This is a genomic window from Chryseobacterium sp. StRB126 (genome assembly GCF_000829375.1).
In the GTDB taxonomy this organism is placed as follows: Bacteria; Bacteroidota; Bacteroidia; order Flavobacteriales; family Weeksellaceae; genus Chryseobacterium.
Genome location: NZ_AP014624.1, coordinates 1879302 through 1902140, shown reverse-complemented (window position 1 = coordinate 1902140; position 22839 = coordinate 1879302). Strand labels below are relative to the sequence as shown.

Sequence of the window (22839 nt, the reverse complement as noted above, 5' to 3'; positions counted from 1 at the left end):
AAAGGAACGGTTTTCAACTGTTATTTTTAGTTAAATATTATTTTTTTTAAGATATTTTTGCCATAGAAACTTCTTTTTCTGTTTTGGATGGAAGGTTCATTAAAACAATAGCGAAAAGAATCAAAGCAATTCCTACCCACTGGATTAAAAACACTTCTTCACCCAATAAAACGAAGGCCATGGTTACAGAAATCGGAAGCTCAAGTGAAGAAACAATACTACCCAGCCCTAATCCTGCATTCGGGAAACCGATATTAAACAGAATGGGTGGAATAATCGTTCCAAACAAAGCTAAAACAAAACCATATGTCAAGAATATTGAATAATTGAAAGAGTGAATATGCTCTGTATTTTCTGTGAAATTTAAATAGAAAGCTTTTAATCCGTCAAAATACATAGGCCCTATCTGTGCAAAGAACAGGAATGCAAAAACAATAACGGAACCACCTGCAAGCATAATAATACTCTTTCTGAAAACAGGCAGATGAGTAGCCAGTGTGTTCGACGTAAACATCGTTAATGTATACGAAGCCGCCGCCATCAACCCCCAGAAGACTCCATGCCAATCCAATTCGATCTCCATGTTAATAAGGTTGGTAGCCAAAACAGTTCCCAGCAATACGATAATTACAGCAACAATTTTCCTTGCATTTGGCAATTTTTTGGTGATAATACTTTCCACCACCACACTGAACCATACCGACTGCATTAGCAATACAATAGCAATGGAAACATTGATATACTGAACTGCGATATAATAAAACAAACTTGTTCCTCCCAATGATGTTCCGGCAAGCATCAGCATTCTGACCTCTTTGGAGCTTGGCATTGATAATTTCTTTTTTGAGGTTAGGGTTTGGATCAAATTCAGGATCAAAAGTCCTGCTAAACCTAGTACAAATTGGGATGTAGTTACTTCAGACGTTGTAAAACCATCATGATAGGCCATTTTCACAAAAGTGGCCAACATTCCGTATATACTAGCACCAATTCCTACAAATAAAACACCTTTTAGTATATTTTTCTTCTTCATAATTTTTTTAACAGCCTGCAAAGGTACAACATATAAATTAAATTATTTTGAAGTATAGACATGATAGATAAATGAGATCGCCGCAAGCTTTGCTTGCGGCGATCTCCCAAATTGATTATATAGTCAGTTATTTCTTTACAATCACTTTAGAGTTGGCTTCAAAACCAAGTCCTTTCACTTTCACGATATAAGTACCGTTTATCAGACGACTTGTAGAAATTGCCTTTTTATTTTCAGGCGAAATCTTATCTTCTGAAGACACCAGTTTACCGGACATATCATAAAGTTCTACACTTACCTTTCCAAGAGTTTTGCTTGGGAAATTAATATAGAACTCATCTTTTGCAGGGTTCGGGTATACAGAAATTTTCTGGTCATTAACTGAGATTACTTCATTTGTACCTAACGAAGCACAATCTGCTGGTATATCAAAGTTTTCTACCTGATCATTGATATCTGTTTTCAGTCCTGCGGAAGCATTTACTCCCAATCCTCTTTTAGCAAAGGTTTTCCAGATCATACATCTATCCACCCCTTCTGTTGCTGCCAATTCTGCTGCTAATATTGCATCTCTTCCTTCAATAAAACTTGGGTCACAAGTTTGCAGTTTAAGACCATTAACAATCAATTGTAATACTCTTGAACTTCCGTTGGTAGCATTAGCTGTTACATCAGATGAATAACCATATTTTTCAACATATTTCCAGTGAAGATCCCATAGCATAGATGCCCATATAAACCCAATAGAATGAGAATCAGCAACCATATCATTACCACTTGCAAACTCCAGTCCGTTAGTATCTCCATAAGTAAAACCGTTTATTGAGAAATCCGGAGAATATTTCGCAGGTCTGATACCACCACCTGTTATTGGCTGCCCAATTGGGTAAGTTCCCATTCCTCTTGCTACCGTAGAGTTATCTCCCGGTTTATTCGTTAGCATCAAAGCAAAGAAATCTGACCATCCTTCACCCATTTGTTCTTTAGAATAGGTTGTGTTATTCCCATAAGGGTCAGCATTTAAACAAGTATATCCATCTCCTGTTAATCTGTTGGATATTCCATGTCCATATTCGTGGGCTACAATACCATTATCAAAGCTTCCATCATATTTTGTATCAGCTCTCAGCGTTGTATTTACTGGAATATTGGCATCAAGTTTACCTTTCATAAATAACCCTTCGGCTTCAGTAATTAATATCGAAGGTATTGTAACTGTTGGAGAAACAACTCCATCTCCTGCCATATTACCAATGGTAGCACCATTGGCTGAATTGTTATATATGATAGCCCCTATAGCTCCAGCTAATTGTGCATTTTTAACTTTAATTGCAAAACCACAAGTTCCTCTTTGAATTAAAGCTATTTTGCCTGTTAGCTCTCCCGCAGGGATAGCTGTACAGGCTTCTAAAACGCTTGGCAACTTAACATCACCTGTAATTCCTATATCATTTATCGGAGTTCCAAACTGAGCTATTCCAGCATTCACAATTCTGGAAGTAGCATCTGCAGGGGTATTATACCAAACTTTTCTATTAGACTGTAACCAAAGGTACATTTGCATTACAGGATTATAGCTATCCGGGCCGGTAGCGAAATTTGCATTATTAAACCCTTTTCCATCCTGAGATTGAGCAAAAACTTCATCGTCATCTAACCCTCCAAGTGTAAAATTATTACTTTGGAAATTTCTTGCTGTTTCATTAAACCCGAATTTATAGAATATATCATGTACCATATTACTGATATAAAACAAATTGGTAGTTGCAGCAGACAAATTATTATATGTTAATGCATTAGGATCATATGTAAAATTAAAGTTTCTTGTAGCTCCTCCATCAGGTGAAGTTCCAAAAGTATCTTCATTATTATCTTTATCATCATAAGCATATACATTATTACCTCTTGTAATGGTATAATGAGTGGTTCCATTAGAATGCCAGCCTTCAGGTGAAGAAGCCAGAATCCAAGGATTATTAACTACAGAACGGGAGCCAAAAGTAGGTGCTTCAATTGGCAATGGAAATACATTATAAGATGCATTATCCGGAGCTAGAAACAACATATTCTTTTTTTGAATATTATCATGGATATAAAAATCCTGCACTTGTGGCATTACATTTAGCTGATTCTCACCATGTGCATAGGCTTCATCATGAAAATTACACGAAAGAGTCAGATTCATTTTACTAATGATCTTCCCAGTATTAGCATCTATCAAGATGTTCCAAGAATCAGCAGAATCTGGGTCTTTTAAAATAAACTCATACGCTAAACGAAGATCTTTATTTTTATTATCAATGTAAACAAGTCTTTGTTTTGCTGAAAGTAATTTATTCTCACTCTTTTCAAAAAAGCCTATGATTGGAAGGCTTGCAATCTTATCATTCCCCAGATCAGCCGCAATATTTTGAAGTGCTATTTTTTCACTTATTGATGCATTTTTGGAAGAAGCTGTTACATAGTCTTTTATAAAATTATCCGTATAATAGGTAACTTTATTATCTTTAATAAGCGCTGTTGCTACTGAACTATAGATAGGTAAGCCATTATAGGTCTGTACCAGCTTCACAACATTACCATTTAAAGATTTTGACGGATCTACATTATCTACAATAAAATTATTGAGATCAGATTTCTTATATTCTCTTATTTTGTTTTGAGAAATATAATCCTTAATAAGCTTTTCATTATCTTGTCCGAATGCTATTGACGGAAATACAGAAAACACCGCAAACAAAATAGGTAGAGTTTTATTTTTCATATCCATTATTAAAGACGCGAATCTACAAATATTTCATAAATAAAAATTAAAATAATGAAATAAAATACAAAAATAATTCAATACAATTCACTAGAAAATTTCAAATCAATAATATTCATTTATCAATACATAAAATCCACGTTCAATTTCATCCCTTTGATACGCTATTTAATACCATTTAATTGTTTCAACCTTAGTTTGTGATTCAAAAAAAACTGCCCTTTCGAGCAGTTTTACCTTTATTATTTTTTGATAATTTTTTCTGAATATATTTCGTTTTTATCTGTTATTACATTAACAATATAAACACCTTCTTTTCGGGAACTGAGATCTATATCTATTTCTTTTTCTCCACGTAATATTTTATTATAAACGGGATTTCCTACCAGATCTCTAATTTCAACCGTTCCTGACTTAATGCCTTTATTCAAAATCACTTTAAATAATCCATTGGTAGGATTAGGAGTTAGTTTAAAAATCTTCTCTGCGGTTAATGGATTAGAAGTTCTATGTTCTGAACAATCCATGGTAATATCATAATCAAAAAAAGGATAGTTATTCCAGCTATAAGCAACTTTATATTCACTACCTTCCAAATAGCGCATAGTTACCCTGAACTTGTGCTCTCCTGTTGCTCCTGCATTTACCGCAGCATCAAAATCTGAGGGTTGGAAATTATACTGGAAAAAATTCCCACTTCCAAAGGTAGGATTGAACACTATAGGATACGCATTACCTGTCTGTAAATTCACCAAATCCAATTTAAATTCAATTAAAGTTGAGAGGCTATTAAGATGATAATAACCAGAAATATCAGAAGTACGATTGATACATTCTCCCGGTTCATATTTAAAATTCACAGCTCCTGCATAGCTGTAATAGTCACAAATCTTCTCTGCTATATCCTTCCAATAATTCGTTTCCATAGCCGTCATACCAAATCCGTTGGGTCTATTATAATACAATCTCATTGAACCATTATTAGGATCACCCGGAACTGTTTCAATAGGTCCCGAATAGTCACCTCCGCCACTTGCAATAGATGCAGCAGCCTTTACCGCATCAATATTGGTATTGGCATGAACTACTGTAAATCTCGCATATCTGTCGTTTTTAAATTTCAACATGTTCGAAAATGCCTGAGGAGAACCATAATTTGTATTGTTAAAATTTACAAGATATGAACCATTCATATTGCCTGCATTTCTTTCTGCATCAGTAAATACAACAACTCTTAAAGGCTGTAACTGATTTAATGTTGTTTGGCTGCTTACAATATCGGGATTCGGATTACCATCCAAAGCATCCCCAACCAACCCTAAAGATTCGTGGAAATGATCTCCAAAATCCAGACGTCTCTTAAAATTCTGAACAATAAACTGATCGCTTGTAAAATCAGACTCAATATAAATCATAGGTGTAAATATACCACTAGTATCTCCATACTTTCCGACTCCATATTGCACAACAGCTACTCTATGTGCGGGATTACAAGCTAGGAGCTGCTCCATTAACTTTACAGCACCACGCTTCATTTTGGTATAACTATCATTAGTAGTAGAGCTTCCATTATCCAGCATGATGACATAATCAATACCTTGTTGTGCCTTAAAGCCATTCCATGACATTACAAATGTCAGAAGAAAGAATAAAAAAGTTTTTTTCATGGTTAAAATTTTATTTTGATTGATGAAAATAGCATTTTTATCACAATACAATGATGTATTTTAATCTATTTTAAATAAATAACCTGAGTTCGGGATAAAACATTTCTGTTTTCAGGAAGCAAGGAAGCCGGGAGATGGAAGTGAGTTGAGGTTAAAAAAACACTTACAATCCTGTAATCTATTATTCCTTTAAGACTGCTTCATCAAATTTTACGGCAACGTCAGAAATTGTAGTTCCGATAATAACTTCCAGCCTCACTCTTCCTGCTTACAGCCTATTATCCTTAATTTTATGATCCCAAACTCGGGGGTAAATAATTAAAATTTAACCAAAATAGAAACCTATTAGGTTTATTCACTGTTTCCGTTACTTTATCTACAACTATTCATCATTGTGATCCTTTCCTAGCCCCGATAGGAACGGTTACCCCACAGCATGAGCCGGAGAATTTGGGAATCCGGGTGTTGGAGTGCGATGGCGCGAGGAGTATGAGTGGATAGCGGGAAAAAGCTCCTGAAAATAAGGCACAAAAAAAAAGCCGCTCAAATGAGCGGCTCCTTATTTATAAATGGTTCAAAGATTATTTACCTTCTTCCATTTTTCTTTTCAACTCTGCTAATGCATCGATGTCTCCAAGAGTAGATCTTTCTTCGTTGTTTGAAGAAGAAGATACATTTCTAGAAGAAGATTCTTTAACGTTTTTCTTTTCTTCGTCTCTGAAGATCCCTGTGTGAGAAACTACAACTCTCTTGAATTCTTTGTTGAATTCAATTACTTTGAATTGAGCATCTTCACCTTTCTTGATTTTAGATCCATCTTCTTTCTCTAATAATCTTGAAGGACAGAAAGCTTCAACCTCAGCATCTTCGAATTGTACAGAAGCTCCTTTATCGTGAACTTCTACCGCTTTACCAGCGTGGATAGTTCCTTCAGCATATTTAGTTTCGAATTTATCCCATGGGTTTTCAGTCAATTGCTTGTGACCTAGAGATAATCTTCTAGCTTGGATATCTAGTTCAAGAACTACAACATCTAATTTATCACCTACTGCACAGAACTCAGATGGGTGCTTGATTTTCTTAGTCCAAGAAAGATCAGAGATGTAGATTAATCCGTCGATCCCTTCTTCTAACTCTACGAATACACCAAAGTTAGTGAAGTTTCTTACAGTTCCTACATGCTGAGATCCTACCGGATACTTAGCTTCGATGTTTTCCCATGGATCTTTAGACAATTGCTTGATACCAAGAGAAATTTTTCTTTCTTCTCTATCTAAAGTTAATACTTCAGCTTCCACTTCATCACCTACTTTTACGAAATCTCCAGCAGATCTTAAGTGAGTAGACCAAGACATTTCAGAAACGTGGATTAATCCTTCAACACCTGGAGCGATTTCTACGAATGCACCATAGTCAGCAAGAACTACTACTTTTCCTTTTACTTTATCTCCAACTTTCATGTCAGCAGAAAGAGCATCCCAAGGATGAGCTTCTAATTGCTTCATACCTAATTGGATTCTTGTTTTCTCATCATCGAAATCAAGGATTACAACTTTTACAGTTTGTCCGTCCTCTAGGATTTCAGATGGGTGGTTCACTCTAGACCAAGAAAGGTCTGTAATGTGGATCAATCCATCAACACCTCCTAAGTCAATGAATACACCGTAAGAAGTGATGTTCTTAACAGTACCTTCAAGAACCTGACCTTTTTCAAGTTGAGCGATGATTTCTTTTTTCTGACCTTCGATATCTGCTTCGATCAATGCTTTGTGAGAAACCACTACGTTTTTGAACTCAGGGTTGATTTTCACAACTTTGAACTCCATAGTTTTTCCTACGAACTGATCGTAATCTTTAATTGGCTTAACGTCAATTTGAGAACCTGGTAAGAATGCTTCGATTCCGTGAACGTCAACGATCATACCACCTTTAGTTCTAGATTTAACAAAACCGTTAACGATTTCTCCAGTTTCGTGAAGTTCGTTTACTTTATCCCAAGCTTTAAGCGTTCTAGCTTTTCTGTGAGATAATTGTAATTGACCAGTTTTGTCTTCTCTCTTGTCAACCATTACTTCTACCTCATCACCTACTTTTAGGCCTTGGTTGTAACGGAATTCGTTAAGAGAAATAACACCTTCAGATTTGAAGTTGATGTCTACGATAGCTTCTTTGTCAGTTAATCTAACTACTCTACCAACTAAAACGTCATTATCGTTTAGGCTGTTAAGAGATCCGTTGTAGATTTCTTCTAAATCGCTTTTTTCTTTTCTCGCATCTGCATCAAGACCTGATTCGAAAGAATCCCAATCAAATTGTTCTGGTGCTACGTTTTGGTTTAAAATAACCTCTGCTGAATTTGTCTCTTTTGACATTTTCTAATAAAATTTGTATTCCTTCTTTTTTAATGGTTTGAATAAATGCGGATTTAAAAAATACGGAAGTAATTAATTATAAGTATTTTACTCTTCAAACCTTTTCGCCACAAAAGTGGGTGCAAAGATAAAAATTTTATTTGAGATAAACAATAGTTTTCAGGTTACAACATTTTCCATTAAACAACTGAATACCAACACGTATTATTAAAAGAGTAAAGGATTTAAAAATTTAAAGATTAGGAAGAATTCGAAAATTAGCTCATCAACGTTTTTTCTAAAGCTCTTTCAAATTCTTTTTCAGTTTCATGGTTATAAAAAGGTACTGCAGTAATTAAATATTCATCCGTATGAATGGTAATGGTTTTCTTTTCCTCTCCCATCTCCTTCAAAAAATCTTCTTTCCATCTGTCATAATCAATTAAATGAGTTCCTTTCGGCTCTATAAAAACCTGGTAAGTCAGCTGTTTGTCTTTTCTCTGACTGCAAAACAAAATAAAATCCGGTTCAAAAGCACGTCCTAACTTATCAAAGATCTTAATTTCCCTTTCATTACGGATCAGATGAATATCCTGATACTTTTGATTCAATCCTTTGAAGCGTCTGGAAAACAATTCTACAAATCTTTTTTCTTCACTGGTTCCATAATTAGCATTGTAAACATACCATGGTTCTTCTGAAACTATATTCTCCTGTCCTTTTGCCCTTTCACTGTTTTTATTAACCCTGATCTCTTTATCTTTGAAAACCTGATGAATAGGCTGCGGCTGGAACGATGAACCTTCATAATCTGGAGCATTATGTTTAATATCCGCTTCTATATTTTGCAGTAATCCATTGAGTGCCTGAAGGTAATCAAAATGTGAAATTTCCTGAAGGCGGCTTTGCGTTCCATGGAATATGATTTCCATTCCACCCAAATACTTCTCATCCTCTATAAAATCCCGAATAGATCTTATATTAGGAAAATAACGTGAAAGGTTATCGAAATAGTAAAAAGGATTCCGACTTAAGGCATATCTTACTACATGTTTCTGAATATCCTGAACTCTCACCCCTTCAGATTTTATTCCTTCTTCAGGAGGAGCTGGTTTCTCCAATTCAAAAAACACATTGGACATGCTTCCACTTCCTGAAGAAAGCTGATAACTGAACTTAGGCTTAGAAACTCCTAAATCTTTAAAAGACTTTATATGAGTAAAACTTTTAGGGATTTTCTTATTTGAAAACACAACTCCTTTTTTATACAAGTCTGTGGTTTTAAATATAGATTTTAGTTTTAACTGTTTGGTTTCAAGATTGGCTTCATCTTCATATATTCCGGAGTCTACTAGTGCTTTTTTGAGTTCCGAAATATAGCGGCTGTCTTCCTTGGTGTGATAGTATAATTCTTCTAAAATTTTCAGATCGTTTGCCATATCATCATCATATTTTCTCACAAACTTATCTTCGTCTTCTCCTACAGCAAATGGATAATACCTTGCTCCACGACCGATTAACTGAGCTTCAGAAAGGGTTGTTTTGCCTGGTTTACCATCTTTTCCGTCGCGGTCTTCATATAATCTTACAATATCAAACAAATTGAGAACATCCCAGCCTTCATTGAGCTTCTGTACAGCAAATACAGCACGAATTGGATTATTTTCTTCTTCTAACGTATTGAGTAAAATCTGGTTTTTCTCTGCTTCTGAGTCATTATTGGCACTCAAACAATTTTCTTCCCTGAAATGAGTCTGTATCCGTTTTACAATATCATTGTTTGAAATATTTTTAGTTTTAAAAAAATCAAAGGCCTTTTGAACAACAGAAACTGTAGATGTTTTCCTTATTTTTTCTACTATTTTTTCAGAGAAGTCATCAATCAGCTTGTGAAAGTTTTCTTTATTGTGTTCGGATTCTTTGATGGTTTTCTTGGCCTTGAAAAGAATAACAGGTTTCAGGTTAATATGATGAATGGCAGCCAATTCCTGGCGGTACAAATTGAGGATCAAAGCCTGAACAATCCTTTCCTGTTCATCATACATGGAACGTACAAGATTAATTTCCTTGGAAAACTTATCGGTTCTGAACTGGGCAAGATCATATTTATAAATGACTTTATCTTTATATTTCTCTGTGATTTCCCGGCTTTCATAATCCAAAGTAGCTGTAAATTCCAGCAGGATATTCTCGAAATTCTGATGCAGAATCTCCAAAACGGTTTCTTCCCAGCTTCCGAAGAGGTTTCCGCTTTTAGTGCCACTGTTCAGATGATGGGCCTCATCGGCAATCAGGACAATCTTTTTATCCTTAAAATCTTCATAGGTTACACTGTTTTCTTTGGTATTGTTTAAATCTATATGAAGCTGCTGGATCGTGGTAAATTTGATATTAATATTTTCATGATCGGATTCATCAAAATTATCAATCTGTTTCAAAAAGACCTCTTTACCATCAATAACGATTTTGTTCTGAAATAAATATTTGGATGTTTGAGGATTAAGAAAATTATCTTTCGTTTTCTGAATGATATTATTGCTGTTGACAAAAAACAAAAAATTACGATATCCTTTTTCATAGAGATGAAGCATTAAACCGCCCATTACCATTGTCTTTCCACTGCCCGTCGCCATATTATAAAGGAGATGCAGAGGTTTCTTGGGTTTCCCGTCAAAATCTTCCCGCTCCGTATATAAATAGCGTCTGAATGCTTCTTCCTGATACGGACGGATTCCAAATTTCAGATTATCGGTGATTCCATTGGGTAAAGAAACTTCTGCCAAAGCCTTACGCGCAAATGGATTATTGAATATTTCGTGTAAAAATACCATCTGCTTACTTTTTAAGTTGATAAAATGCTTTTGTTACTTTTTGCTCTTCCGGAGTGCATTCAAAGTTTCCATCATTAAGAGAAGAAAGGTTTACATAGAGCTGGTTCTTGTCGAGCAGTTCACAAAGGTGTTGTTTCTGTTCCTGTAGGCTTAATGTTTTGAAATCCTCAATATATTGTTCCTGTTTCTGAAGATCTACATTATAGTTAAGAAAAGATTTTTCTTTCATCTCTTCCCAAATCTGAAGAAGTGTTTTTTCATCTTTTGCTTCTTCTATTTTTTCTATGAAGGTTTGATTGTATTTTTTGAGTTCAAGATAGATGAAGGAGCCGCCGCCTTGCCAGTTGACGGATTTTGAGATACCGCCTTGTTCACCATCAATTACTTTCTTCAAACGCTCTACCGCAACAGTCTCTATGTAATCCATTTGCTCTATTCCGATATATTGGCGGTTCATTTTGTGAGCTGTGGATGCCGTGGTACCGCTTCCAAGATGGTAGTCTAAGATAATGTCATTTTCATTTGTCGCCAACTCAATAATTCTTTTTATAAATCCTTCTGGTTTAGGATTCGAAAAAACTTGATTACTAAATAAACTCTTCAAATGTTGTGTCCCATTTGTTGTAGTTTCAAGATCATCCCAGATTGTTTTTGCAACTTTTCCTCGTTCCATTGCTTCTGATAAAAACCGTTTTCTTTGAGGCCCTGCATTACCATCAACTCCGAAAACTATTCTATTATCCTCTAATAATTCTTTATATTTTGTAAAATCATTCTTCCAACTACATCCTACATTTGGCTTATACACTATTCCCGTATTTGGATTTTTAATTTCGTATTGCTGATTTGGACGCCAACCACCAACCTGAAAAGGATCTGCTTTCCAAACACCTCTTGCATCATTATCAGGATTAGAAAAACCAATTCCATCCTCTTGCAATCTAAACTCCATTCTATTCTTCACATAATAGTTTTTATCTTTAAAATAAACTAAAGTATGAGTATGCGAATTAGATATAATTGCTGTATTTGTCACGGACTTTGTAGAGTTCCAAATTATATCAGATAAAAAATTTTCATATCCAAAAACCTCATCACAAAGGACTTTCGCATAATGAGCTTCTCTATCATCTAAACTTATAAAAATTACACCATTATTTTTCAGTAATAATTTTGCAACCAAAAGTCTATTCTTCATAAAAGTTAACCAAGTAGAATGATTAAAACTATCATTATATTTAAACCCATCGTTTCCTGTATTATAAGGCGGATCTATATAAATAAGCTTCACTTTTCCTGCAAATTCTTTTTTCAGAGAATGCAATGCTAAAAGGTTATTCCCTTTGATAATCAGATTATCGGTAATGGTTCCGTTTTCATTTCGGTTGAAAAGAGATTCTTCACTTTGTTCAGAATGACAGAGTGCTTTTTCGCCCTCTTTATCAAATCTTTTAGCATTGGTTAAGACTTTTGGATCCAACAATTCAGTAATTTCATCCTGTGCCAGAACTTCATTGAAGAAAATCTCTTCTCTTTTATCTTCCTCACGGCTTTGTCCACCTTCCAGAATACAGTCTTTAAATGGCCATACCAATGAGACTTCATTGCGTTGTTTCAAATGCTTACCATCAATCGTTAGGCCTACTTTGTTTTTGAATTGAGTATAGCTGTCATTCAGATAGTTTTTCTGCTCAAGGAACTGAATAAAAAGGTTTTGTTTGAACACCCAGACCTCTTTTACTTTTATGAAAAATTTTTCTTTCAAATCGGAGTCTTCCAATAGCAATCCGATCAATTCTTCATCAAAGTTCTGTGCTTTATTCAGGACAACCCATTTTTTTATTTCTCCATTATCGGAAACATAGTTAGGTTCTTTCTTAATCTGTTTTTCAAGAGTTTGGTAGAGTTTCATGGTATTAATTTTATTGCTTCAAATTTATTTTGAAAGCACGTGATATTTCTACGGGAATCCGTAAAACAAAACGCAAATAGTGAATTTTGCTTCGCAAGTGAATCATCAGTTATTATAATGTAAAAAATCACTAGTTCAGCAGATAGATTATTTATTATTGAAAGGTTCTTAAATCTATAGTAAAAAGGCTTCGACTCCGCTCAGCCTGACCATACATAATTCAACAGCATATTATTAGAGTTGTCATTCTGAGCGGAGTCGAATCATCTATAATTAGTAGAAGACAAAATGAGATTCTTCACTTCACTAAGCTTCATTCAGAATGACAGCAACACCAAACTACAACTAATCATCATTCTCACACCCTTCCATTCTAAAATTCTCAAACACCTCAAACTCCAAAATTCACTACCTTTGCACCATGGAACTACAATCAATTTATCAAAAGCTGCAGATTCAGGATATGAATCAGATGCAGAAATCTACTTATAAAGCGTCTGAAAACAATACCGATATTGTTTTGCTCTCTCCTACCGGATCCGGAAAAACGCTGGCTTTTTTATTTCCGGTTCTTAGAAATCTGAAAAAGAATGTTCAGGGTGTTCAGGCATTAATATTGGTTCCTGCGCGAGAGTTGGCCTTACAGATTGAACAGGTTTTCAAATCAATGGGAACTGATTTTAAAGTTTCCGTTTGTTATGGTGGCCATGATAAAAAGATTGAAGTCAATAATTTAATTGAAGCTCCAGCGGTTTTAATCGGAACTCCGGGAAGAATTACCTATCACGTAAGAAATAACAATTTCGATCCGAAAACAATTAAGACATTGGTTCTGGATGAATTTGATAAGGCTTTGGAACTAGGGTTCCATGATGATATGGAATTTATTTGTAGTTCTTTAAAAGGGCTTTCTCAAAGAATTTTAACGTCTGCAACAGCAATGGATGAAATTCCTGCATTTACAGGCTTGAAAGATGAAAAAATCATCAGCTTCCTTAAAGAGAATGAAGTAAAGCCGGATATTCAGCTGAGGAAAGTAATGACGATTTCGGAAGAAAAACTGGATACCCTTTTCAACCTGGTTTGTAAAATCGGGAATAAAAGGACTCTGATCTTCTGTAACCACCGTGATGCAGTAGACCGTATTTCTGAACTTCTTCATCAGATGGGCATCGATAGAGAGACTTTCCATGGCGGAATGGAACAAGATGAAAGAGAACGTGCTTTACTGAAATTCAGAAATGATTCTGCAAGAATCCTAATTACAACTGACCTTGCTGCCCGCGGACTGGATATTCCTGAAGTGGAATCTATTGTACATTATCAGCTTCCTCCAAAAGAAGATGCTTTCATCCACAGAAACGGACGTACCGCAAGAATGAATGCCAAAGGTTTTGTGTACCTGATTATGACAGAAGAGGAAAATTTCCCATTCATCAAAAACGACACTCCTGAAGAAAGTGTTGCCGGATTTACTAAAGTTCCGCAGAAAACACCTTTCCAGACCATTTACATCAGTGCAGGAAAGAAAGATAAAGTCAACAAAGTAGATATTGTAGGTTATCTGCTTAAAAAAGGAGAATTACAAAAAGAAGATGTAGGTGTTATTGAAGTAAAAGACACCACTTCTTATGTTGCCGTTTCAAGAAATAAGGTGAATGCTCTTTTAAGAAAGCTGCAGAATGAAAAGCTGAAAGGGAAAAAAGTGAAAATGGAAGTTGCTTATTAAGCGTACTCTCAATACTATATAGTCATTGCGAACGAAGTGAAGCAATCTCATACCAACAAATCATGTTAAATGATAAGAGATTGCTTCGTCGCTATGCTCCTAGCAATGGCACAAAAATTATTTTATTCCTCTTACTCTCATCGGAAAAGTATACACCGATTTTGAAGCGGTAATGAATAAGACATCATTATTTTCTCCTCCAAAAGTCACATTGGAAGTCCATTTTTCAGGAATAGAGATGTGATAAATTTTCTTACCATCACGGTTAAAAACATGCACTCCGTCTCCTGTTAAATAAAGATTTCCATGTTTATCCAGGGTCATTCCATCTGAACCCATTTCACAGAATAATTTTTTCTCAGACAATTTTCCTTCTCCCAGAATATCATATACATACGTTTTTCCGGCATCAATATCGGAAAGGTATAATTTTTTTAAAGTCTCACTGCCTACAATTCCATTGGGTTGGATGAAGGTGTCTAACTTAGACATCTTTCCGTCTTTATTTCGGTAGTAAAGGCTTTTATTGGGTAATTCTTCCTTAAAATTTCCCCAATAGTCTCTTTTGTATAAGGGGTCCGTGAAGTACATCCCTCCAAAAGCATCATTCCAGACATCATTAGGGCCATTCAACCTTTTACCTTCAAAATTTTTGAATAATACCTCTACTTTTTTATCTTTTGAAATCTTCCACATTTCTCCGTTATCATCTGAACAGGTAATCAGGAAACCATCCTTATCAAAATGGGTTCCGTTTGCTCTTCCTGTTTTATCTAAGAATTCTATAACCTGATTCGTTTTCCAGTCCCAGTAATAGATTTTATCATTAGGCTGATCGGTAAAATATACATTTCCCTCTTTATCTGCTGATGGGCCTTCTGTAAAGCTAAATTTATCAGAAACCATTTTAGGTTTTACTCCTTCATAAAACATTTTACTACTATTTACTGATTGACAGTTTACTAATGCGAAAACCAAACCAATCAGGCCTGCTTTACAAATATTCTTCATACTTCATTTTTAGATCTGCAATTTACGACATGCTTTTTTGCTTTCAAAAATATTTTCTCTTATTGATATATTATTTTACAAAATACAAAATGTCCCAATTGTCCTATTTTTGAAGTAGATCATATTAGGAGTCGATGGATATAATTCAGAGCTTTGCAGTAGAGGAATCAATACCGTTTATCTACAGAAATTCAGTTGGGTAAGCAGGAATTGATCCGGATGAAAAATATTACCAAAATACTTTTATAGCATACGATAATGAGCGCAGAGTCCAACAACATCAAATCCCTGGAAATTGAAAATGAAGATTTTAGAAATTCGGTAGGAACAATGGATGAGACCGGAAAAAGAAAATGGATCTTCCCCAGAAAGCCGAAAGGAAAATATACCAATTACAGGAACTACACCAGTTATGTTTTATTGGCTTTATTCTTCGGATTACCTTTTCTAAAAATTAACAATAATCCATTTTTCTTATTTAATGTTATTGACCGAAAGTTCTTTATCATTGGACAGCCATTTTACCTTCAGGATTTTTTCATCCTTGCCTTGGGAGCAGTTACCTCTGTCATCTTTGTCATGTTGTTCACCGTGGTTTTTGGAAGAATATTCTGTGGCTGGCTTTGTCCGCAAACCTTATTTATGGAAATGGTATTCCGTAAAATAGAATACCTAATTGAAGGAGACCGAAACAAACAAATGAAACTCGACAGACAGGAATGGGATGCTGAAAAGATAAGAAAGAGATTAACGAAATGGTCTGTATTTATCCTGATTTCTCTTACCATCTCTACTTTCATGTTCATGTATATTGTAGGCTATGAACAGGTCTTCCAGATTATGATTGAAGGCCCCTCAGAACATCCTTTAAAGTTTATCACAATGATCTTTTTCACGATGACTTTCTATTTTGTTTTTGCGTGGCTCCGTGAGCAGGTATGTACTCTGGTTTGTCCTTACGGAAGACTTCAGGGAGTATTAATTGATAAACAGACGATCAACGTATATTATGATTTCAGAAGAGGAGAAGGCCGTTCAAAATGGAGAAACAATGAAGACAGAAAAGCGGCTGGTAAAGGAGATTGTATAGATTGTAATCAATGCGTTGTAGTCTGTCCTACAGGAATTGACATCAGAAACGGACAGCAGTTGGAGTGTGTTAACTGTACAGCGTGTATTGATGCCTGTGATGAGATCATGGATAAAGTAGGCCTGCCTAAAGGATTAATCCGCTATGCAACTGAGTCTGAAATCGAAAATCGTGAGAAGTTTAAATTCACTTCTAGAATGAAGGCTACAACTGTCATTCTTGCTCTTTTAGTAGGATTCCTTGGCTTTTTAATGTATGATCGTGGTTCTATGGAAGCTAAATTCATTAAGCCTGCTGGTTCTACATTCTTCATTAAAAATGGTAAAATCACCAATACCTTCATTTATACACTTCTGAATAAATCCAATGAGAAAAAGGTTCTGACCATTAAAGTCATCACTCCTGAAGACGCTGAAATCACTTATTTCGGATCTGAAAAAATTATTTTAAAAGGAGACCAGATCTTAAAAGGAAATATCAACATCTCTTTCCCTGAAGATAAAATCAAATTCTCTAAACAAAATATGACAATTGGCGTTTTTGATGAAGAAGGAAAAATGGTAGATTCTTTTGAAACTACGTTTGAAGGACCGTTTAAACTAGTGCTGTAATATATAGAGAGAGTAAGAAATAGGGGACCTGGGTTTTGAAGTTTATAAAATCATTAACTGATAACCAATAATATAATAAAAGAATTAAAGACCTGCCATTATAAAAGCTTTAAGTCTTGGACTTTATCCCAAATTAGGCCTTATATTTCCTCATAAACTGAGTAGGGGTCATTCCGGAATTTTTCCGGAAGACTCTTACAAAGTAGGAATATTCTTCATACCCTAGTCTGAAGGCAATCTCTACAAGGTTTTCATCGAGGTACATCAGCATTCTCTTAGCTTCCAGCACGACCCTTTCTGTGATAACTTCTGTAGCTGTTTTCTGCACTACCGCCTGTACGGTTCTGTTCAGATGTTTTGATGAAATACCCAATAAAGATGCATAATAAGCAATGGATTTATGTTCAGTAAAATATTGCTCGATAAGATTTTCAAAGTCCTGATAATGCTTAAAATAGGAAAGTCCGGCAGAAGAGGTTAGTGTATCGAAATCCTTTGAAAACAGCCGGGTTGAATTGATGAAAATCTGAGACATGAATGATAGGATAAGTCCATTTTTCATCAGATTGTTAGATAGATGCTCCCTTCCCAGTTCCTGAAACAAATGGATGTTCTTTTCCAGTTCTACGACATCCAGTTGCAGTTTTCTGGGAAAAGATACTGAGCCGAAAAAAGGAAAATTTCTTAGTTTCTGATTCACATAATGCATTTCATAAAATTCCTGGGAACAAAAGAAAATATACCCTTCAATATCTTCTGAAAGCTCCCAACTGTGAATTTGTCCCGGTGAGAGAAAAAACAAGCTTCCTTCCGAAACATCATACCGCTGAAAGTCTATCTCATGAACACCATTTCCGTGAGTAAAAAGAACAGCTGCATAAAAATCATGCCTATGAGGTTTTTCTATATGCTGATGCCCCACAATCAAATGGTTTTTCATCGTATTAAAATAAAAATCCGAAGGATTCTTACCCTGAAAAAGATCAATATGAAGAACGGAAATAGAATTCATCCTATAAATAAATGGATGATAAAAGTACTATAAATAAAGCCAAGCTACAAATCCAATACAAAAAAGGACCGACTATTGCCGATCCTTTTTATACTATTGAGTGATTATTATTTTATAACCAGTTTACTGTTGTATACTCCTTTTGAAGAGTTAATGCTGATTACATATACTCCTTTAGGTACCTTAACATTCATTTCTTTGGTATTATTTCCTTCACTTTGATAGGCTGATGAATGGATCAGTCTTCCACTTGAATCAAATAACGTTACTTTCACTTCCCCTTTTATATTCTGAGATTTGATAAAGAAATTGCCATCACTTGGATTTGGATATACTTTAATATCATCGGCCAATGGAGACGAAGATACTTCTCTGGTAGCTAAAGTCCCTGTTTGTTGTGTACATACTTCCAGTGACCATCCTGTAATAGTCCCTACACTTCCCGGATTATTGTCTGAAGCAAACAGTTTCCATTCTCCCTGTGCTTTATGACCTTTAAAGATAGTTAAAGTTTCATACGATTTAGTTTCTCCCTGAACTGGCGAAGCACAAGCAACAGCAGCTCCAGTATCACTGAATGCCGCTGTAATTCCGGAAGAATTGTTACAGCTTCGGTTCCAGAACAAAGCAGAAGCTCCTGTAGGACTTTCAATACCCAAAGATAAGTGTCTTACATTCGGATGGGTAACAGCAGGGGTAATTTTAACCTTGGTAATAACTCCGGGATTGTTTACCATTAAAGGGACTTTCACAATAGGTGATGATATATTGCTTCCTCCAGGACCATCTTTAATGGATATCGGATCTCCGCTATACGTATAGGTACTACAACTTTCACCGGTTACACTATAATCTATCACAAAGCTAGGGCTCACTGCATAGTAAACATTTCCTACTGCTTCAATCATAATATAAGCATTGGATGCGGTAGAGCCTGCAGGAATAGTTATTTGTTCACTCCCATCATTAGGTGTATTGGCAACAATTGTAGTAAATGTTTGTCCTCCATTTCTAGATAATTTAATGTTTACATTGGCTGTATTTACTGGTGCAGCATTGGTACCAGCCACATCCCAAGTTACCATAAAGCTTCCTGCTGAAGATAATGACTGCCCAAATGTTGGCGCAGTCACTTGAAAAGGACCCGTATTTGCATTTACTGTTACTGCAGACGTATTCTGCCCTACCTGAGGCTGCAAAGGATTATTATCTCTTACAGACATATTAAAATTAAGAGTTCTCGCAACACTGGAAACAGACTCCCATCGGGTTGTCAACACACCGGATAATACGGTATTAAACTCAGGGAAATATCTCTGTGAAGTACTTATTGGCATTTTTGATCTAAAAACAGGACCTGAAGGTTTTGTAGCATAAGCATAGGAATTAGTTCCCATTTGAGCATTAGCAGCCTGATCCGTCTCTTCTATCGTATAAGTATAAGATCCTGCATTAGCATCGGTTGTTGTTCCTTTTAAAACAAATGGAGTAGATTTTGGAATAATATAATTCCCTCCAAGTGTTACTGTAGGTGCTGGGTTTGTGAAAGCTGTAGTTACTCCACATGAAATTGAATTTATTCTATTTTTAATTTGGTTAACACTATTTATATGGTAATAAGCATCAGAATTGAACTGAACATCTAAATTCCCTCCTATAATTCCTGTATAAGCCATAATTGTACTTCCACTGGCTGGTTCTACTTTTTGATTAGCCTGATTTGTATGGGAAGTATAAGTATGTCCTGCCCCCATTTGATGCCCCATTTCATGAGCAACATAATCTATATCATAGGTGTCTCCCTCAGGGAAGTTACAGGCAGTCCAACCTCTTCCAGGAAGAGAACCGCATAAAGCATCAGTATAAGCTGCTCCATTAGCATCTTTTTTATCCAGTAGGTGTCCCATATCAAAATCTGATATACTAATTTGGGACACAATACCTATATGAGCTTCATCAGGACCGGCATCATCAGGATATGGATCTGTTGCTGAATTCAAAAATATAATAGCATCATTATTGGCAATCAAATTAAAATGAACAGACAGATCTTTTTCAAAAACTCCGTTCATTCTGGTTAAAGAAGCATTCATTGCCGACAAAATCACAGCTTTTTTTTGTATGTCAGTAGCTGTAGCAGGAGTTCCGGCAGCAGTTAAATGATATTGTGCATATTCTCCTGTACAAGAAAGTGCCATTCTAAAAGTATTAAATCCCGCCGTTTTTTTATTTACCGCATTGTTTTTTTTTTCAGGGGTACTTTCTATTGCTTGCTCCTTTGTGGAACATTCAAACGGTTCTTTGTCCTGCCCTCTCCTCGCATTAGAGTCAAAAACAGCGTATACTGTTCTGTCTTCTGTATAAACTTCAATAAATTCTGAGATTCCGGAACGGGTTATCATAGAAGAAAATCCTACCGGTGATAAACTGAATCTTAAATATACACTAGGATCTTCCAATGCAGTTCCTACATAGGATTTAATATCTGGATATTTTTCCTGTAGCTCTGGTGCCATATTAGAATATTCCCAAACCTGAAATTTTTCTAATCCTCCCTTAACAGTAGGAAGAGAAATAATTGTTCCTTTCTGGCTTGAAAAACGGGCAGGTGCATTTTTCAGAAGTTGTTTGAGCTGATGGGCATCAAGTGAATATAATCCTGAAAATTCGAGTTTTTCCTGAGATTTTTTCACTTTTTCAGACCTAAGCTCGGTCCTTTTCCACTGTGAAAATCCCAGGAAAGGAATCATCAGTGCGAAAATTAAGAAATAATGTTTCATATCATTGTAGGTTTTTGTGTTTCACTAAGTTATAAAAAATATAATGTGTTTTATATTTTTTTTCACAATACAATGATATTTTATTTTCTGATTAAAAATTCAGGTTATCACAGGACTTTGCAAGATATATTTGGATGAAACTTTAAAAAATTTTTATCTTTGAGGTTTAGGAGCTGTAAAATGAAAATAAACTTACCTGATAAACTGTATTACTCCATAGGAGAAGTCGCTAAGGCATTCGATGTAAACACTTCATTAATACGCTATTGGGAACAGGAATTTCCTATCATCAAACCTAAAAAGAATAAAAAAGGAAATCGTTACTTCACTCCTGAGGACATCAAGAACCTACAGATGATCTATCATTTGGTAAAAGAAAAAGGATATACATTGGATGGAGCCCGTGTTGCCTTGACTACCAATAGTAAAATTTCAGAAACCATCACCATTATTGACCGCCTTGAGTTTGTAAAAGCAGAGCTTTTAAAGCTGAAAGAATCATTGGGTGATAGAGACTCTGAATAATCTCTTCAACTTTTCTTTAAATCATTCTACGCCAAAGAATACAAAGTCTTAATTTTTAACAGATTACATTTTTTTATATTCTAATATCAAGCATTTCACCCCTTGGTATTGCCATGCATGGTTTTTATCAATATGTTTATACATTATACATATGATGAGAAAAAACTATTACCAAAAGCTGGCTTTTATGGTCATTTTACTGGCTATTCTATTGGCTTTTCAGCAATATACAAGCAGGGATAAAGAATCTTTTCCCGATATAAAATTTATTGCCGGCAATTCAATTACTGCCAACATAACAGATTTCGACCCGAATATTTTAACTCCGGAGCGATGGCAAAAGCTTGGTTTTTCTGAAAAACAGGTATCTACTATTCTTAAATATAAAGATATTGTAGGTGGAACTTTTACATCCAAAGAGCAGCTAAAAAAATGCTATGCTATTTCTGATGAAAAATTTGAAGAAATAAAACCTTTCATACTACTTCCTGAGGCTTCTGTAAAGGATCATTCAAAACGTTTTACCAACTTTGAAAAGAAAAAAATTATAGTTTCCGGAAAGTTCAATCCTGATCTCAAAACTTCCCATGACTGGGTCAAAATGGGGTTCAGTGAAAGGCAGGCTGAAGCTATGATAAAGTATAAAAACTATTTGGGTGGCAGCTTTATCAGTATGGAAAAATTCAAAGAATGCTTTATCATTTCCCCGGAAAATTACAACAAACTGAGACCTTATCTACTTTTACCTGCAAAAACTCCTGAAAATTTTAAGACTTCCGGCTTCAATCATCCTGATAAGATTAAGGTACAGTATTATACTTTTGATCCGAACCTTCTTGATGTTGAAGGATGGAGGGCACTTGGCTTTTCAGATAAACAAACTCAGGCTATCGTCAATTACCGTGATAAAAATCTTCATGGCAGTTTTAAAAACATGGATGATATTCAAAAATGCTTTGTTATTTCTGCAGAAAAGTTTCAGGAGATGAAACCTTTTATTAAACTCAATCCCGAGACTATAAAGAAAGTGGAAATACAGCAGGAAAAAACGGATTTTTCAAAAACAGATCTCAACACTATTACGTTCAAACAACTTATAGAATTTGGGTTGGATGAGAAAAGTGCCGGTTCTATGATTGGCTTTAGAAAAAAACTGAAAGGTTTTGTTAATAAACAGCAGATTCTGGATACTTATAATATTGATAAAGAATTGGTTCAAAAATTAATATCCATTGCTCCATTAGATGCATCCAATGTTCCAAAATACACCTTAGCGGATGCTCCTGAAGAATGGCTTAAAGATCATCCCTATTTCAAATATTCCGCAGATAAAATCATATTCTACCGGACAACTTATCCTGATGATAAGAAAATTCTAAAGTTTCTGAAATTAAAACCTGAATATGAAGAAAGAATGAAATTGTATTTAAAATAATAGGGTATTGAGTAAACATATCATATCAACAAATAAAAACTCCCCAAAACAAATACTACTATTTTGGGGAGTTCTAATCTGAAACATT

13 protein-coding genes are annotated in these 22839 nt (G+C 35.2%); 4 read left to right on the top strand and 9 right to left on the bottom strand.

Annotated features, from left to right (window positions below; translation table 11 throughout):
• Positions 1-46 precede the first annotated feature (46 nt).
• From CHSO_RS08510 to CHSO_RS08485, 6 genes are all read right to left on the bottom strand, one after another.
• Positions 47-1033, bottom strand: coding sequence for an EamA family transporter (locus CHSO_RS08510; RefSeq protein WP_045494903.1), 987 nt, complete (start codon positions 1031-1033; stop codon positions 47-49).
• 127 nt (positions 1034-1160) lie between these two features.
• Complete coding sequence (locus CHSO_RS08505; protein ID WP_232509168.1) at positions 1161-3797, bottom strand: T9SS-dependent M36 family metallopeptidase; 2637 nt, start codon at positions 3795-3797, stop codon at positions 1161-1163.
• A gap of 242 nt (positions 3798-4039) precedes the next feature.
• The gene (locus tag CHSO_RS08500; protein ID WP_045494896.1) at positions 4040-5464 is read right to left on the bottom strand and encodes a T9SS type A sorting domain-containing protein; all 1425 of its coding nucleotides are present in this window, start codon (positions 5462-5464) and stop codon (positions 4040-4042) included.
• Positions 5465-6045: 581 nt separating this feature from the next.
• The gene (gene rpsA / locus CHSO_RS08495) at positions 6046-7836 is read right to left on the bottom strand and encodes a 30S ribosomal protein S1 (protein WP_045494893.1); all 1791 of its coding nucleotides are present in this window, start codon (positions 7834-7836) and stop codon (positions 6046-6048) included.
• A gap of 257 nt (positions 7837-8093) precedes the next feature.
• The gene (locus CHSO_RS08490) at positions 8094-10646 is read right to left on the bottom strand and encodes a DEAD/DEAH box helicase family protein (protein ID WP_052480539.1); all 2553 of its coding nucleotides are present in this window, start codon (positions 10644-10646) and stop codon (positions 8094-8096) included.
• 4 nt (positions 10647-10650) lie between these two features.
• On the bottom strand, positions 10651-12558 hold the full coding sequence (locus CHSO_RS08485) for a DNA methyltransferase (RefSeq protein WP_052480538.1): 1908 nt from the start codon (positions 12556-12558) through the stop codon (positions 10651-10653).
• Positions 12559-12979: 421 nt separating this feature from the next.
• Here CHSO_RS08485 and CHSO_RS08480 point away from each other — a divergent pair, with 421 nt between their 5' ends.
• Complete coding sequence (locus CHSO_RS08480; RefSeq protein WP_045494887.1) at positions 12980-14287, top strand: DEAD/DEAH box helicase; 1308 nt, start codon at positions 12980-12982, stop codon at positions 14285-14287.
• Between the two features lie 117 nt (positions 14288-14404).
• On the opposite strand, the gene CHSO_RS08475 is transcribed toward CHSO_RS08480, so the two are convergent.
• On the bottom strand, positions 14405-15298 hold the full coding sequence (locus CHSO_RS08475; protein ID WP_045494884.1) for an SMP-30/gluconolactonase/LRE family protein: 894 nt from the start codon (positions 15296-15298) through the stop codon (positions 14405-14407).
• A gap of 258 nt (positions 15299-15556) precedes the next feature.
• On the opposite strand from CHSO_RS08475, the gene ccoG reads away from it, so the two are divergent.
• A complete protein-coding gene (ccoG, locus tag CHSO_RS08470) occupies positions 15557-16999 on the top strand; it encodes a cytochrome c oxidase accessory protein CcoG (RefSeq protein ID WP_045494882.1) in 1443 nt (480 codons plus the stop codon).
• Between the two features lie 133 nt (positions 17000-17132).
• Here the strand turns inward: ccoG and CHSO_RS08465 are convergent, their stop codons facing one another.
• Together CHSO_RS08465 and CHSO_RS08460 are read right to left on the bottom strand one after the other, a co-directional pair.
• Positions 17133-18011, bottom strand: a complete 879-nt coding sequence (locus tag CHSO_RS08465) for an AraC family transcriptional regulator (protein ID WP_045494876.1) — start codon at positions 18009-18011, stop codon at positions 17133-17135.
• 107 nt (positions 18012-18118) lie between these two features.
• Entirely contained in the window at positions 18119-20791 is a 2673-nt protein-coding gene (locus tag CHSO_RS08460) for a reprolysin-like metallopeptidase (protein WP_052480537.1), read from the bottom strand.
• A 180-nt stretch (positions 20792-20971) separates the two neighbouring features.
• Here CHSO_RS08460 and CHSO_RS08455 point away from each other — a divergent pair, with 180 nt between their 5' ends.
• Together CHSO_RS08455 and CHSO_RS08450 are read left to right on the top strand one after the other, a co-directional pair.
• Positions 20972-21316: a MerR family transcriptional regulator gene (locus CHSO_RS08455; protein ID WP_045494873.1), complete on the top strand. Its 345-nt coding sequence runs from the start codon at positions 20972-20974 to the stop codon at positions 21314-21316.
• Between the two features lie 151 nt (positions 21317-21467).
• The gene (locus CHSO_RS08450; RefSeq protein WP_084220952.1) at positions 21468-22751 is read left to right on the top strand and encodes a helix-hairpin-helix domain-containing protein; all 1284 of its coding nucleotides are present in this window, start codon (positions 21468-21470) and stop codon (positions 22749-22751) included.
• Positions 22752-22839 lie beyond the last annotated feature (88 nt).